Genomic DNA, 16,220 nt, shown 5'->3' on the forward strand with positions numbered 1-16,220 from the left:
GGGTCGTCCTTCAGCGGCACCGACACGCATCGGCAGCCGTGCATCAGGAGTCCTGCCAGGGCTGCCCCGAAGGGCTGTTGTGGGGTTGTCGCTCTGAGCCTGCCTCCGGAGGGGACCCCTGCGGAGACAGGCCGCCGTCAGGCTCGCGGCTCAGTGGTGGGCGTTCTTCGGCACCGTGATCTGGTGCTCGCCCCAGCTCATTCGGGTCGTCGCCTGGTAGTTCAGCGTCGCGCCCGCCTTGAGACCTGCTTCCCGGGCCCGGGCGGACGGTTCGACCAGCACCTGCTGCTCGCTGAGCATCGCGCCGGTGGCGGGGTCCACGACCAGCCGCTGTTCCGTGATCCCCAGGGGGGTCCGGTCCGTCCCGGGGAACACCACACCGACGCCTTCACGACCCAGCGGATCGGACACGCGTCCGCGCAGTCGGACGCCGGGCAGATCCGCCATCACCCGATACGCGGCCGCCCGGACAGCGGGCTTCACCGGCATCGTGATCAGGTCGGCCGTCTGGCGCAGTATCCAGGCAGTGCGCCCGGCGGTCTCGGCGCCGCTGTCCGCGGCGTGGAGCCGCTCCAGGTAATGAAGCAACTCTCCGCTCTTGGAGGGCAGTTCACCGAGGTCCTGATACGAGACGTTGCGTGGGCCCAGTGCGTAGATCCTGTCGTCGAGGTTCGTCCGCATGACCATCGGCGGCCTGGTGCCCATCGTGAGGCCCAGCGTGTTCGTTCCGACCGAGTTCTCGACCTCGAACCTCACCGTGTGAGGTGAGCCCGCGGCACGCCAGCGCGCCTCGTCCGCCCGGGTGAGCGGCTCGGTCACCGAGTCGAGACCGGAGACCATGAGGCTCTGGGCCCCCGCGCGCACCCCCACGGACCACTGTTCGGTCGACGTGGTGCGCACGGCGAAGAATCCTCCCTTCTCACCGGCGACCTCGACGTTCTCCGACCGCGTGGTGGTCTGCCAGTACGTTCCCCCGGTGGCGGACGTCTCGGCCTTCCTCGCCGCGCTGAGCAGTTCCAGGCGGCCGTCGACGTGGAGGTCCGGCGCTGACGCACTCGACCCTGCCGTGGCGGTGGAGGACTGCGGATGTGCGTCCGGAGGTCCGGACGGCTCGCGCTGGTCGACCGTGCTCACGACCACGACGGACGCCGCGACGGCCGCGAGAGCCGTGGCGGCAGCGAGCGGCCTGATCCTGCCGCGCAGACGCACCGGTCCCGGTACCCGAGAGCGTGACGCGCCGCTCTCCGCCACTCCGGCCAGGATGCGGTCCAGGTCTTCGCGTTGACGCGGGGAGTCGGCGAGGCGGGCCGGATCCAGTTCGTCGGGCCGGGCCCCCGCGAGCACCTGCATGACGTCGGGCCGCCCGGACCGTTCGTTGCCGTTCTTCACGTCAGTGCTCCTTCGCGATCAATGGGGTGCGGGGCTGGACGGTCGGCGTGGAAACCGCCGTCCTGTGCGCGGACGGCGGCTCCGGTCGGGACACCGCGACCGGTACGGGTGCCCCGCCCAGGACGGCGGACGGCTCAAGGGAGTTCTCCAGACGACGGCGCGCCCGGTACAGCCGGACGGTCAGCGTCGCGGTGGTGCAGCCCAGGACCTGCGCGGCTTGTCTGGCGCTCAGCCCGTGCCAGGCGATCAGTGTCAGCAGTTCCCGGTCGGCGTCGGACAGACTCGCCAGGGCCTGCAGCGCGGCTTCCCGTTCGGTCACGACCGCGGCCACGTCGTCGCCGACGTCCGCCCGGGCTCCGCTGATGATGCGCTGGGCCTCCGCGGCGGCGAGGGCGTACTGACGGCTGTCCCGGCGTCGGAGCTCGCGCACCAAATTGCGGGCCACACCCAGGAGCCAGGGCAGCGCGGGGTCCGGAAGGTCGCGTACCCGTCTCCAGGCGATGGTGAAGGTCTCGCTGGTGATGTCCTCCCCGACCTGCCGTCCCACCAGGCTCGTGGCGTAGGCGAGGACGCGCGGACAGCACTCCTCGTAGACGTCCCGGAAATGTTGCGCTGTCACGCGCCGTCCCCTCGTATTGGTTGTCTCACCAAGCAATGCGCGCGGCAGCCCCTTTCTTACAGGGCGCCCCGAACGTGCGATGTGGCCTGCACCACGTCCCGTCCGGCACAGGACATGGGGAGGGCGACCGCGCCGGGGGCTGAGGCGAGAGCGCGCGTCGAGCGGTCGGTCCGAACGCGAGGGCGAGACGGAGACCGGTTCGGTCGGCGGCCGCTGAAGGAACTGTTCGCGGTGGGCGAGGACGACGGAGACAGCGCCGGCGCAGGTGGCCGGGAAGCGGTGCGTGGTGCCGGAGTCGGTCCCGTCCGAGACGTGGTTCGGCCGCCGGACGGACAGGTCCGCCGACGACGTCTTGTCTCCGTCGTGACGCCTGTGGTTGAGTGACATACCAGAGGATTGAAACGTTTCACTCGCTCGGGGGGACGGCGTTCACGCGCCCGCCGAACCGTCCGCCGTCGATGGAGGCAAGCGTGAGGAAGCGCAGGTTGGCTGTCGGGCTGATGCTGGCGTTCGTGGCGGCCGCGTCAGGGCTCGGGTCCACGCCGGGTGCGGCGGCGGTGTCCGACCCGGATCTCCAACGGGGCCTGGCGGCAGGCGCGTCGGCGCTCGTGGTGAGCGGGCTCGAAGTCGAGCATCAGGTCCAGCCGCTGGGTGTCGACGTCCCCCGGCCGAGGCTGAGCTGGCAGGTGACCTCGGGCCTCGGCACGGCCGGTCGCACCGCGGTCGGGCAAGTGGCCTACGAGGTCGAGGTGTCGACGTCGCACGGCGGCCGGGGAGAGGTGTGGGACAGCGGGCGCGTGCGCTCCTCCCGGTCCTTCGACGTGACGTACGGCGGTCCCGCTCTCAGGTCCCGTACGCGCTACTACTGGCGCGTACGGTCCTGGGACCGCGCCGGGAAGGCGTCGCCGTGGAGTGGCGAGGCGCGGTTCGAGACGGCTTTCGTCGACCCCGGCGACTTCCACGGGGCGTGGATCGGAGCGCACGCGAAGGCGCCCGCACTGCGGCTCGACGACGCGCACTGGATCTGGTACCCCGAAGGCAACCCGTCCGACTCCGCCCCCGCCGGGACGCGCTGTCTGCGCCGGAGCTTCGATCTGCCCGCCGGGGCGCGGCTCAGCACGGCAGAGACGCAGTTGACCGCTGACGACCGCTTCACGCTGTTCGTCAACGGCGCCGAGGTGACGAGCTCCGCGCGCGTCGCGGACTCCTGGCGGACCGCGAGCGTCATCGACATCGCCCCGTACCTGCACACGGGCACCAACGTGCTCGCTGTGGAGGCGACGAACACCGGTCAGGGGCCGGCCGGTGTGCTCGGGAGCCTGCGCTTCGAGGGGGCGGGAGCACCGCCCGACCTCGTCACCGACCGCAGTTGGAAGACCTCGAACTCCCCGGACGACGGCTGGGAACAACCCGGGTACGACGACGCGGCGTGGCCGAACGCCCTCGAGACCGCTCCCTACGGCTCGGGCCCCTGGGGCCGGTCGGTGTCGGCTCCGCCTCCCCCGGAGACGCTGCTGCGGGACGAGTTCACCGCAGGCAAGCCCATAGCCTCGGCACGGGCCCATGTCGCGGGCCTCGGCTACAACAAGCTCTACCTGAACGGGCGACGCATCGGCGACCGCGAACTCGAACCCGGATTCACGGTGTACGACAAGACCGTCCTGTACTCGACGTACGACGTCACCGACGCGCTGCGCACCGGCGGCAACGCCATCGGGGTCAGCCTGGGCCGCGGGTTCTACGCGATGACCGACCCGGACGAGTGGAAGGCGTCGTCCTGGTGGGGCGAGCCCAAGCTCAAGCTGGAACTCGACATCACGTACACCGACGGCACGCACCGTCAAGTGGTCAGCGACAGCGGGTGGAAGGTGTCCGACGGGCCGACCACCACGCAGTCGCTCTGGTTCGGGGAGACCTACGACGCCCGCGCGGAGCAGTCCGGCTGGAACCGCCCCGGCTTCGACGACGGCACCTGGCGCCCCGCGCTGGGCGTCGACGGACCGAAGGGCACGCTCCGCTCGGAAAGCTTCCCGCCCGTCAAGGTGACCGATCATCTGAAGGCCGAGCACACCACTCCGGCCGAGGGCACGCACGTCTACGACTACGGCAGCCCCACGGCCGGCTGGGCGAGCATCGGGGTCCAGGGACCCGCCGGGGCGACGGTCACCGTCACCTACGGCGAGAAGCTGCGCGCGGACGGCACCGTCGACAACACCGGAGCCTTCGGTATGGGTCTGCAGACCTACTCGTACACCCTCAAGGGCGACGGTGTGGAGCGATACCGGCCGAGCTACAGCTACGCCGGTTTCCGCTATGCCCAGGTCGTCGTACCCCAGGGGGTCACCCTCCGGTCGGTCGACGGGGCGAGGGTCCACACGGCGGTGGCGTCCACCGGCGACTTCACCAGCTCGAGCGACCTGCTGAACCGCTACCAGGACGCGCAGGCCGACACGATCCTCAACAACCTGCACTCGATCCCGACCGACACACCCATGTACGAGAAGCGCCCCTACACGGCGGACGGCTTCCTGTACGCGGACTCGGCGATCGCGAACTTCGACATGCGGAACTTCTACGAGAGCTGGATGCGCTCGCACCGCGACGACCAGAACGACGACGGATCGATCGGCCCCACCGTGCCCACCACCGAGTCGGGCAAACAGGTCAAGGACCCGGTCTGGTCGGCCAGCTTCGTCCTCGGCACCTGGGACCTGTACTGGTACTACGGCGACACCCGGGCGGTGGCCGAGAACTACGACGGGATGAAGGCCTGGCTGGCGTACTACGAGCACGACATCGCCGGCACCGGGGGCATCTACACCGGCTTCAGCTACGGCGACTGGCTCTCCCCGGAAGGCGCCAACGCGCCGGAGGGCACCCGGCTCTCGGGAACCGCATACATCTACCTCACCGCGACACGGCTCGCCACCATGGCGAGGGCGCTGGGCCACGACGCCGACGCGCGGCACTTCGACGCGTTCGCCACCAAGGTCAAGGACACCTTCAACGCCACCTTCTACAGCCGGGACAAGGAGGCCTACTACGACGACCAGGCCGCCGGCTACCGGCAGACGTCCAACCTGCTCCCGCTGAGCTTCGGCCTGGTGCCGAAGGAGCACCGCCAGGCCGTGATCGACAACCTCGTCGCCGACATCCGGGCCCGCGCCGACCACCTGGACACCGGCGCGCTCGGCACCAAAGTGCTCCTTCCGGTCCTCACCGACGCCGGGCACGCCGATCTGGCCTACACGGTGGCCACCAACCCGACCTACCCCGGCTGGGGTTACTGGTTCGAGGGCCTCGGAGCCACGACCATGTGGGAGGAGTGGAACGCGAACTCGCGCTCGCACGACCACGCGTTCCTGGGAACGGTGGACGACTGGCTCTACCAGGATGTCGCCGGCATCGAGGCCGCCGCACCCGGCTACACGAGGGTGACGATCCAGCCCCGTGCAGTCGGCGATCTGACCCACGCCTCCGCCCATGTCGAGTCACCGCTCGGCCGGATCACCTCGTCGTGGACGCGGACGCCGGGCCACTTCACACTGCGCGTCGACGTGCCGGTGGGGTCGACCGCCGATGTCCTCGTGCCGGTCGGCGGCCGCCAGAAGGTCCACGCACCCGCGGGCGCGACGGCCGGCGAACGCGGGGACGGATACGCCCGCTTCACGGTCGGCGCGGGGAGCCACCGGTTCGGTGTGACGGATGAGGTTCCGTCTCGTGCCGGTGCTCCCGGCGGCGGGGTTCACGCACGAGCTCAACGGCCCGCGGCCCGTTCGTGACCGCGGTCCCGTTGCCTCCGCGATGCCGTCGCGCACCCCTGGCGCTGTCGCCCTCCGTGGTGGACGCCTGGGTGCGGATCACGAGGTGATCGGGTTGACGGAGCCGACCTCTTCGACGCTGTCGGACGGGCATGAGCCCAGGTAGGAGGGGAGCGGACTGGATGCCGCGGGTAGATTGGGAGCATGGTGGTGCCGGGGTGTCCCACGGATCTGCTGGGCCGGCGTGCCGAACGCGCGCTGTTCGACCGCTGGCAGGACGCTGTCAAGGCCGGACGGGGTGGCGCTCTCGTGGTCGTCGGTGAGCCCGGTATCGGCAAGTCCGCGCTGCTCGACCACATGGCCTCGACCGCGGACGGCTTCCACGTGGTGCGCGCCGCCGGTGTGGAAGCGGAGGCGGAACTGCCCTTCGGGGTGTTGCATCAGGTCTGCGCGCCGTTCCTGGCCACGCTGGAGCACCTGCCCGGACCGCAGCAGGACGCGCTGGCCGCGGCCTTCGGGCTGCGGACCGGAGCCGCGCCGGACCGCCTCATGCTGAGCCTGGCCGTACTGGGGTTGTTGTCCGAGGCGGCGGCCCGCCAACCGCTGATCTGTGTGATCGACGACGCCCAGTGGCTCGATCCCGGTTCGGCACAGGCACTCACGTTCGTGGCGCACCGCGTCGGTGCGGAGCCCCTCGGTCTCGTGTTCGCCACTCGCCGCGCCGGTGGCGGTCTACGCGGGTTGCAGGAGGTGGTGCTGACCGGTCTCGGCCCCGGGGACGCCCGCGCCCTGCTGCACTCGGCCCTGCACGTGCCGTTGGACGAGGTGGTCGTGGAGCGGATCGCCGCGGAGGCCCGGGGCAGTCCGCTGGCCCTGCTCGAACTGCCCCGGACCATGACGGCCGCGGGGTTCGCGGGCGGCTTCGGTCCGACCGACACCGCGGCCGTGCCGGGGCGCATCGAGGACAGTTTCCGTAGCAGGGTCCTCCGCCTTCCGGCGGCCACCCGCATGCTGCTCCTGGTGGCCGCCGCGGAACCGACGGGCGACTCCGCACTGCTGTGGCGCGCGGCCGCCCTTCTGGGAATCGGGGTCTCGGCCGCGGCGGCGGCCGAGGCCGACGGGCTGCTCTCCATCGGCACGCGGGTGGTCTTCCGCCATCCCCTGGTGCGGTCGGCTGTCTATCAGGCGGTGCCGCCGTCGCAGCGCCGGGCCGCGCACCGTGCTCTGGCGGACGTCACCGGCCCCTCGGAACCGGACCGGCGTGCCTGGCACCGCGCACACGCGGCCGTCGGCTTCGACGAGGAAGCCGCAGCGGAGCTCGAGGGGTCGGCACGACGAGCCCTGGCACGTGGTGGTATCGCTGCCGCCGGGGCATTCCTGGAGCGGTCGGTCGCGCTCACCGCCGACCCCACCGCCAGAGCGGAGCGGGCGCTGCGTGCGGCACGCGCCAAACAGCAGGCCGGCGCGTACGACAGCGCTCTGGGCCTCCTCACGCTGGCCGACCGGGGGCCCGAGAACGAGCTGCGCGCCGCCAACAGTGAGCTGCTGCGAGGGCAGATCGCCTTCGCCCGCAGTTTCGGCGGTGGCGCCGCCCCCGTGCTGCTGCGCGCGGCCCGCCGATTCGAGTCCATCGACGTCTCCCGTGCGAGGGATGTCTATCTGCAGGCGCTGGCCGCGGCGCTGCTCGCCGGACGGCTCGGCGACGAGTGCCGGATCGCGGAGATCGCCCACAGCGCTCGCCGACTGCCCGCGGCGTCGGTGCCACGCGCCTCGGATCTCCTGCTGGACGGACTGACGCTCCTGATCGTCGAAGGCCGCGGTGCCGCCGTTCCGGTATTGCGCAGGGCGGTATCGGCGTTCACCACCGAGCAACTGGCCCCGGAGGAGGAGCTGTACTGGCTGTGGCTGGCCGGCCATGGCGCCGGGCTGTTGTGGGACGACGAGGCCTGGGGACTGCTGGCCACGCGGCTGCTGCGATCGTGCGAGGTACGAGGGGCGATCAGCATCCTCCCCGTCGCCGCGGCCACCCGTGCGGGACTGCACTTGCTGGCCGGGGAACTCCTGCAGGCCGCTTCGTTGGCCGAGACGGCTGCCGACGTCACCTTCATGACCGGGGCCGGCCCCGTCGCCTACGCCGAGGTGGGGCTCGCCGTCTTCCGCGGACGCGACGACGAGGCCCTTGCCGCGATCCGCACCGCGACCCGGGACTCGATGGCGCGGGGCGAAGGCATGGCGCTGACCTACCTCCAGTGGGCCGGCGCCGTCCTCCACAACGGCGCATGCCGGTACGAGCAGGCGCTGGAATCCGCGCGCCTGGCCGGCGCCGATTCCAGCGTCCAGCGCATCCGCAACTGGGCGCTGGCCGAGCTCGTCGAGGCGGCCGTACGTACCGGACGCCAGGACCTGGCCGACGAGGCCCTGGGGGAGCTGTGCCGGACGACCGGGCCCTGCTCCAGCCACTGGGCGGCGGGCGTCGAGGCACACTGCCGGGCTCTGCTCGCCGTCGGTCCGGACGCCGAGGACCTGTACCGCACGGCCTTGGGACGGCTCGAGCGCACCGGCCTGCGGGCCGTGGTGGCCCGTGTCCATCTTCTCTACGGGGAGTGGCTGCGGCGCGAGCGCCGCCATCTGGAGGCACGGGACCAACTACGGCGGGCACACGAGATGTTCGTGCGGTTCGGCATGGACGGTTTCGCCGAACGGGCCCGCAGCGAACTGTCGGCGGCCGGCGAGCCCACCCTCAAGCGCCGGTCCCGGTTCGGTGACCAGCTCACCCCCCAGGAGAGACGCGTCGCGATGCTGGCGGCCGAGGGAGCCACCAACCCCGAGATCGCGTCGCGGCTGTTCATCAGCGCCAGCACGGTCGACTACCATCTGCGCAAGGTCTTCCGCAAGCTCAAGGTCACCACGCGTACACAGCTGGCCGGGTTGCTGCGAGACGGCCGGCTGGTTCCCGGAGTCACAGAGCGTCCCTGACGCCACTACCGGACACGACTACGCATTCACGTGATGCCCCCGGGCGGGGGCGTGCGCCTACCGTTGCCAGTGACGCGGCTACCAGTGATGCGGCACCGGAGCGCGCCGGCGGTACACCGTCGGGCGCGCCCCGCGTGCCGCACCGCGGAATGCGAGCGGACCGCCATGATCACGCCCATGACCACATCTGATTCCCCTTTGTCCCGGCACGGCGCATTGAGCCCATGCGCAGGCCCGCCGCTTGCCCGCGCACCGCCCGGACATCGCCCCGAGTTGACTCCGACCCAGCGCCCCTCCCACACGATCGCCACATCGCCCGACGGCATGAGGCGGCGAGGTGACGGTGCGCGAACTCCCTGGAAACGGCGGCGACTTCGGCTCGGACGCCTTCAGACGCCTCGACAGCGCGAAGCCGGTCCTGCGACAGCACCCCCCCCTGTGCGGCGATGGCCACCACCGTTGCGCAAACACAAGGACCAAGAAAGGCGGCGGGCGCATGCCCACCCCACCCATCGGCGCGGCCCGGCGCATGGTCGAGACCCTTTCCCAGTACGGCGTGCCGTACGTCTTCGGTGTCCCGGGAAGCGCGAGCGACGCCGTTCACGATGCCCTGGCCCTCGCGGGCCCCGAACTTGTGATGTGCCACCACGAACAGAACGCGGCCGTGATGGCCTCCGCAGTCGGGCTGCTGACCGGCACCCCCGGAGCGGTCCTGGCCACCTCAGGAGCCGGCACCGCCAATCTGATGACCGGCCTGCTCCTGGCGACGAGTGAGCAGCACCCCGTGATTGCGGTGTGCGCGGCGCTGACCGGCCGGAACCGGTTCAGGCGAACCCAGCGGTCGATGGACGCCCTCGCCGCACTGAGACTGGTCACCACCTACACCTGCGAGGTCCGCGACCCCGACCATGTCCCCGAAGCCATCGCCAACGCCCTGCGCGCAGCGGTCACCCCACCCCGCGGCGCGGCCGCGGTGGTGATACCGGAAGACGTCGCGGGAGCCCCCACCGCCGCAAGCGTCGTCCAGCCGCACAGGCACCCCTCTCACGGTCCCGCTCCCGCCGAGTACATCCACCGCGCCGCACAGATCGTCCGCGCCGCGCGGCAGCCCGTCCTCCTCGTCGGGTCGCGGGGCGCGGACACCGAGGCCTGCACCGCGCTGCGTGAACTGATCCGTGTCACCGGCCTGCCCGTGGTGGAGACCTTCCAGGCCGTGGGCATCGTCCCGCGCGCACTGGAGGAGCAGTACGCCGGCCGGGTCGGCCTCTTCCGTGACCAGCCGGGGGACGCCATGGTGACGCACGCCGACGCGCTGATCACCGTCGGCTACGATCCCGTGGAGTACGACCCGGGCCTCTGGAACACCGACCCGGCCCGAACGATCGTCCACATCGACACGCTGCCCGCCGAGATCGGCAGCCACTACCAGCCCGCTCTGGAACTGCGGGGCGATGTGGCCGCGACCGTCGATGAGCTGTCGGGGGAGCTCTCCGGGCTGTCGATCAGCGACCGTACCCGAGCCGCCCTGGCCGAACAGCACACCGTTCTGGCCCGCATCGAGGAGGAGGCCAGAGCGGCACCGGCCACAGCTGCCGGCCTCGATCCGGCCGCGGTGATCCAGAAGATCTCCGAGGTCGTGGACGACGATGCCACCGTGGTGTCGGACACCGGCTCGCACATCTACCTGGCCCGTCACTTCCGTGGACACCAGCCGCGCCGCGTCCTCCTCTCCAACGGCCCGCAGACACCGGGAGTCGGCCTGCCAAGGGCGATGACCGCCGCGCTGCTGCGGCCGGGGACACAGGTGGTGTCGGTCTCCGGGGACGGCGGGTTTCTGGCCGGCGCGCCGGAAATGGAGACCGCCACCCGTCTGGGCCTCCACGCCACGCATGTGATCATGCGGGACAACGCCTACGACTCTGTGGCCTTCCAGGAGCATCGGAGATACGGCAGAGCCTCCGGCGTCCGGTCCGGCGCCTGCGACATCACCCTGTACGCCTGCGCGTTCGGCGCCAGAGGGATTCGGACCGAGACGATGGACGACTTCGAGACCGAACTGCGCGGGTCTCTCGACCCGGTCGGGCTCTGCGACCCCGGCATCACGGTCATCGACGTCCCGGTCGACTGCACGCACGACGCGGAACTCTTCGCACAACTCCAGGACGGCGTTCCGCGATGACGCGCCGACGACCGCGGCTCCGGCGCGGCGCGACCTCCCGCCGGCACCCCGAGGCCTCCGGCCAGTGCCGTCACACGGCGGAGAGCAGCCGACTCTCGGCCCGACCGTGGGCTCGCGGTCCACGGACGTGCCTGTCGACCAGCGGGCCAACCGGACCGGTCCGCACTCGCGTTGCCCGATCAGCCACGGTGCGGCGACGCGCATGACACGACGCACGGCCGAGGCTTCCCACCGGCGCCGGCGGACACCTGTCATGCCGGCCGGACCAGCCAGATGTCGTACGTGGCAGGAGGTTCTCATGACGAAGCAGACACACATCGTGACAGGCACGCATCGCGTCGCGACCGCCGGGGGACTTGCCGTCGGCTTCCCGGCGGTACGGCCACGAACACTCATCGCGGTCGTGGTCGCCTCGGCCGTACTGCTCGGAGTCACCCTGTGGGGCGTGATCGTCCCCGCGGACGTCCACCTGGAAGTGTTGTTGGTGGCGGTGCCGGCGCTCACCGCCGCGGCGGACAACACCCGCACCACCGTCAGCATGACCGCCCTCGCCTGTCTCGGCGTGGTGGCGGTCGACGCCGACGACGGTCTGCCCAGCTCACCGATCCTCCCGATCGACGTCCTGGGCCTGCTGGTCGTCTGCGTCCTGGTCCTCGTGGTCCGGCGCATGCGCGACGTGGACCATCGAACGCTCTGTGCGGTGCGCTCCGTCTCGGAGACAGCGCAGAAGGCGCTGCTCCCGCCGTTGCCCTGTCGTATGGCGGGGCTGGAGATCGCCACGGCCTACCGCTCGGCAGCGGCCCACGCACACATCGGCGGTGACGTGTACGCCGCCGAACGCGTCGGCCGTACGGTCCGCATGTTGATCGGCGACGTACGGGGCAACGGCCTGGCGGCAGTCGACGACGCCGCAGCGGTCATCGGTGCTTTCCGTGAAGCCGCGCACCGCGATGTGCAACTGGAGCATGTCGCCCTCTCCTTGGACGCCGGCGTGCGCCGCCGTGTCGACCAGGTCGGCGAGACGGACAGCGATGCGGTGGAGCGGTTCATCACCGCTCTCGTCCTGGAGATACCCGACGACTTGCCCGTGGTCCGCGTGATCAGCTGTGGCCACCCCGACTCGATGCGCTCCCACAGCGCGGATGTGGACTTCCTCGAAGTGCCGCAGCCGGCACCACCGCTCGGCCTGGGCGGCGACCGGGCGGCCTATCAGGTGAACACCTTCCGGTTCGAGCCGGAGGACACGCTGCTCCTGCACACCGACGGCCTCCTGGAGACCCGCGACGGCGCGGGTGCGTTCTACCCGGCGCTGGACCGATTCGCGCTCCTCGCCGAGGACGAACCGCATTGCCTGATCGAACGCCTCATGAGTGACCTGACCGTCCATGCGGGCGGGGAGGTGGAGGACGACGTGGCCATGGTCGCGGTGCGCCGCCGGGCCGCGACGGCCACGGGGAGTGCCGGCGAGGGCGGCCGCCAAGGGAGCCCCGTCGTCACCGAGTTCGGCTCGTGGCCTGAGTAGACATCCATCCATCGGTCGCTCTGGTGCGCCTCGCCACGGCCGGCGGTGAGGCCGCCGCCGGCCGGTGAACCTGCCGACCCGCAGGGCAGGAAGGCCACGGCCTCGCACATCCCGGGCGTGTCGGTCGCAGGCGATCGTACGGACTCGGTCGACCTGTCCTACGACGGGAAGACGCGGCACCGTGCCGCACTCGGTCACTCGACGGCAGGGGCCACCGCCCGGCTGCACGCCCCGGCCGGCGCGTCCTGCCTGACGCGGCGAGTCCACGCCCCGGATGACCGTGGCAACGGCGTCACACAGACCATCGTCCGCGCCGTAGGCATCAGTTGACACCCTGACGGGGCCGGCGGAGACCCCCTGGTCCCTGCCGCACCCCGTCGGCCGCGAGCGTCTCAGTGCTGGATTCCTCCATCGGTGTCGACATATCGGCTTCCGCGCGGGCGAGTCGGCGGGCGGGTCCGCTCCGTGCCTCCAGGGGGACTCGGGTGGTGTCGAGCTGGGCTGCGGCGAGGCGTGCGGCCCGTTCGATACCGGAGGTCGGTCCGGCAGACGACGGCGGGGTTGCAGCCGTGCCGGACCCTTGGGTCGGCAGCCAGGTCGGCGCACACGGCCGTCGGGGCCTTGGGCGGCCGGAGGCCTTCGGGTGATCTGAAAGGACGTCAGTTCCGTTCTGTGCGAGTCGTTGACATGCCCCTGCCGCGTGGCTAACTTCACGAAGAGTTCCCGTCTGCGCCCCGAGGTGCTCGTGGCCCCGGGGCTCCGCCATCGCGTTCGCATCGCCAGGCGCCCCGTCCCGGTGATGAGACAACGTTGTCAACCCCGGCCATGGCTCGGGCGTCGCGCTTTCGACCGGAAGGCAACGTTGTCAAGTGCCGCTTCCTGCTTCCGAGTAGAGGAGAAACACGTGATGAAACGACTGCCGAGACCTCCCGGAACCGTCGCGATCGGCTTGTTCGCGGCTGCCGCGCTGGCCGCCGCCGGTTTGTGCGCACCCGCGTCAGCGGCCGAGAAGGCCGCGCTCGTCACGTCGCCCGCCACCGTGGTCAACCCGTTCATCGGGACGTCGAACCAGGCCGACGACTTCCCCGGGGCCGACATGCCCTTCGGCATGGTGCAGTGGAGCCCGGACACGCCGTCGCGTCCCTCCGGGGGCGGATACGAGTACAACGACTCGTCCATCACCGGCTTCAGCCTCACCCACATCGCCGGGCCCGGCTGCGGTGCGGCCGGCGACATACCGGTGCTGCCCACGGTCGGCACCGTGAACACCGGCGCCACGGACGCGTTCTCCCACGCCAACGAGTCGGCGTCGGCCGGCTCCTACAAGGTCGCCCTCAACAACCAGGTGACCACGGAGCTGACCACCACGACACGCAGCGGCATGGCGCGCTTCACCTTCCCCTCGAGCAGCCAGGCCAACCTGATCTTCAAGCTCACCGGAAGCCAGAACGGCGCCAGCTCGACGCAGTTCACCAAGGTCTCGAACACCGAGGTGAGCGGCCAGGTCACCAGCGGCCACTTCTGCGGCGCGGGGAACACATACAGCGTGTACTTCGACATGGTCTTCGACCAGCCGTTCACCTCGCAAGGCGCCTCCGTCGCGAAGACGTCGGCCGCCACCCCGGGGAAGCCGGGCACCGCGTCCAAGAACGCCGCCGAGAAGCCCGACAAGCCGGTACTCCACGGCAAGACCCCCACCGCGACGGCTCCGAAGACGGCCAAGGGCAGCGCCTCCCCGAACGCTGCCGCCTCCAACGGCTACGTCACCTTCAACACCACCACCAACCCGGTGGTGCAGGCCAAGGTCGGCATCTCCTACGTCTCGGTCGCCAACGCGACGGCCAACCGGACCGCGGAGAACACCGGGTGGGACTTCAACGCGACCCGCACCGCCGCGCAGAACGCCTGGAACAGCGCACTCGGCAAGATACAGATCGCCGGCGGGACCGCCGCACAGCAACAGAGCTTCTACACCGCGCTCTACCACTCACTGCTGCACCCGAACGTCATCAGCGACACCAACGGCCAGTACTACGGCTTCGACGGCAGAACGCACACCGTGGACACCGGCCACCGAGCGGCGTACGCCAACTACTCCGGCTGGGACATCTACCGCTCGCAGGCCCAACTCGAAGCCCTGGTCGCTCCCCAGGTCGCCTCGGACACCGCGCAGTCGATGGTCGACGACTACGCCCAGACCGGAGTCTTCCCCAAGTGGTCGGAGAACAACGGCGAGTCCTACGTCATGGTGGGCGACCCGGCGGACGCGATCCTCGCCGACTACTACGCCTTCGGCGCCAGGGACTTCGACACCACGACCGCCCTGGCCGACATGGTCAAGCAGGCGAGCACGGCCAACAATGACCGGCCGGGTCTGAACTACCTGAACGCACCCGGGTACATGCCGCACGACGGCAGCTACGGCTGCTGCAACTTCTACGGCCCGGTGGCCACCACGCTGGAGTACAACACCGCCGACTTCGCGATCTCCGCGATGGCCGGGGCACTCGGCGACACCGGCAACCAGAAGACGTACGCCAACCGCGCCCAGGGCTGGCGCAACGTGCTCAACCCCGCCTCCGGTTTCGTCGAACCCCGCAACGCCGGCGGTTCCTGGACCGGCGGCTTCGACCCCACCAGCGGCACCGACATGGTCGAGGCCGACTCCTGGATCTACACCGGGATGGTCCCGTTCAACATCGGCGGCCTGGCCCGCGCCAAGGGCGGCAACACGGCGATGAACCACTACCTGGACACCGTGCTGCGCAGCTACACCGGCGACAAGGGCTACGCATGGGTCGGCAACGAACCCAGCATCGAACTGCCGTGGGAGTACGACTACACGGGACAGCCCTACAAGACCCAGGGCACCGTCCGGGCGATCCAGGACCAGATCTGGGCGAACACCCCCGGTGGCCTGGCCGACGGCAACGACGACCTCGGCGCGATGAGCGCCTGGTACGTGTGGTCGGCGCTCGGCATGTACCCCGAGACACCGGGCACCTCCGATCTCGCCCTGGGCTCCCCCCTGTTCACGCAAGCCGTGGTCACCCTCCCGTCGGGCGGGACACTGACGGTCAACGGCAACGGCGCCGCCGACAACGCCCCGTACGTGCAGTCCGCGACATGGAACGGAACGGCCTGGAACAACGCCTTCGCCCCCACCACGGCCATCACCGCCGGCGGCACGCTGAACTACACGCTCGGCACCAGCGCCAACACCTCCTGGGCGACGGCCGCCTCCGCCGCCCCGCCCTCCTACGCCGGTGACACCGCGGCCCCGGCCTCGCCCCGCATCGGCCCCATCGCCTCCGCGGTGGCGGCGAACCTGTGCGTGGACGACGCGAGTTCCTCCACCACCGACGGCACCCACGTCCAGATCTGGGCCTGCAACAACACCTACGCCCAGGACTGGATCGTCGCCGGCGACGGAACGATCCGGACCCTCGGCAAATGCCTGGACGCCGACCACAGCGGAACCACCAACGGCACACTGGTCCAGCTGTGGACGTGCAACGGCAGTGGGGCCCAGCAATGGACCGCGGGGGCCAACGGATCACTGATCAACCCCCAGTCCAAGCTGTGCCTGGACGACCCCAACTCCACCACCACCGCCGGCACCCAGCTCCAGCTCTACAGCTGCAACGCCTCGAGCGCGCAGAACTGGAAGCTGCCGACCTGAGCCAACGGAACCGACAGCCTCCGGCACCTCCAGGCAATTCCAGCGCAACGCCCCTGTGTGTCCCGACCACTTGGCCGGGACACACAGGGGCG

Annotated in this window: 7 protein-coding genes; 5 read left to right on the forward strand and 2 right to left on the reverse strand. The window is 70.7% G+C overall.

Annotated elements, in window-relative coordinates; translation table 11 throughout:
* Positions 1 to 150: 150 nt before the first annotated feature.
* Complete coding sequence (locus OG199_RS40270) at positions 151 to 1,389, reverse strand: CU044_5270 family protein (RefSeq protein ID WP_405833838.1); 1,239 nt, start codon at positions 1,387 to 1,389, stop codon at positions 151 to 153.
* 1 nt (position 1,390) lies between these two features.
* Positions 1,391 to 2,008: an RNA polymerase sigma factor gene (locus tag OG199_RS40275; RefSeq protein ID WP_405833840.1), complete on the reverse strand. Its 618-nt coding sequence runs from the start codon at positions 2,006 to 2,008 to the stop codon at positions 1,391 to 1,393.
* Between the two features lie 470 nt (positions 2,009 to 2,478).
* On the opposite strand from OG199_RS40275, the gene OG199_RS40280 reads away from it, so the two are divergent.
* The 5 genes from OG199_RS40280 to OG199_RS40300 all read left to right on the forward strand — a co-directional run bounded on the left by OG199_RS40280 (position 2,479) and on the right by OG199_RS40300 (position 16,128).
* Entirely contained in the window at positions 2,479 to 5,790 is a 3,312-nt protein-coding gene (locus tag OG199_RS40280) for a family 78 glycoside hydrolase catalytic domain (RefSeq protein ID WP_405833842.1), read from the forward strand.
* Between the two features lie 183 nt (positions 5,791 to 5,973).
* Complete coding sequence (locus OG199_RS40285; RefSeq protein ID WP_405833844.1) at positions 5,974 to 8,745, forward strand: AAA family ATPase; 2,772 nt, start codon at positions 5,974 to 5,976, stop codon at positions 8,743 to 8,745.
* A 496-nt stretch (positions 8,746 to 9,241) separates the two neighbouring features.
* Entirely contained in the window at positions 9,242 to 10,924 is a 1,683-nt protein-coding gene (alsS, locus tag OG199_RS40290) for an acetolactate synthase AlsS (RefSeq protein ID WP_405833845.1), read from the forward strand.
* A gap of 298 nt (positions 10,925 to 11,222) precedes the next feature.
* Positions 11,223 to 12,446, forward strand: a complete 1,224-nt coding sequence (locus tag OG199_RS40295) for a PP2C family protein-serine/threonine phosphatase (protein WP_405833847.1) — start codon at positions 11,223 to 11,225, stop codon at positions 12,444 to 12,446.
* Positions 12,447 to 13,353: 907 nt separating this feature from the next.
* On the forward strand, positions 13,354 to 16,128 hold the full coding sequence (locus tag OG199_RS40300; protein ID WP_405833849.1) for a lectin: 2,775 nt from the start codon (positions 13,354 to 13,356) through the stop codon (positions 16,126 to 16,128).
* Positions 16,129 to 16,220: the final 92 nt, after the last annotated feature.

It is taken from the genome of Streptomyces sp. NBC_01176, assembly GCF_045039825.1.
In the GTDB taxonomy this organism is placed as follows: Bacteria; Actinomycetota; Actinomycetes; order Streptomycetales; family Streptomycetaceae; genus Streptomyces.

What these genes read in the sequence shown, in the direction of transcription:
- OG199_RS40285 (WP_405833844.1), top strand. Translation starts at nt 5,974, where the DNA reads ATGGTGGTGCCGGGGTGTCCCACGGATCTGCTGGGCCGGCGTGCCGAA.
- alsS (WP_405833845.1), top strand. Translation starts at nt 9,242, where the DNA reads ATGCCCACCCCACCCATCGGCGCGGCCCGGCGCATGGTCGAGACCCTT.
- OG199_RS40295 (WP_405833847.1), top strand. Translation starts at nt 11,223, where the DNA reads ATGACGAAGCAGACACACATCGTGACAGGCACGCATCGCGTCGCGACC.
- OG199_RS40300 (WP_405833849.1), top strand. Translation starts at nt 13,354, where the DNA reads ATGAAACGACTGCCGAGACCTCCCGGAACCGTCGCGATCGGCTTGTTC.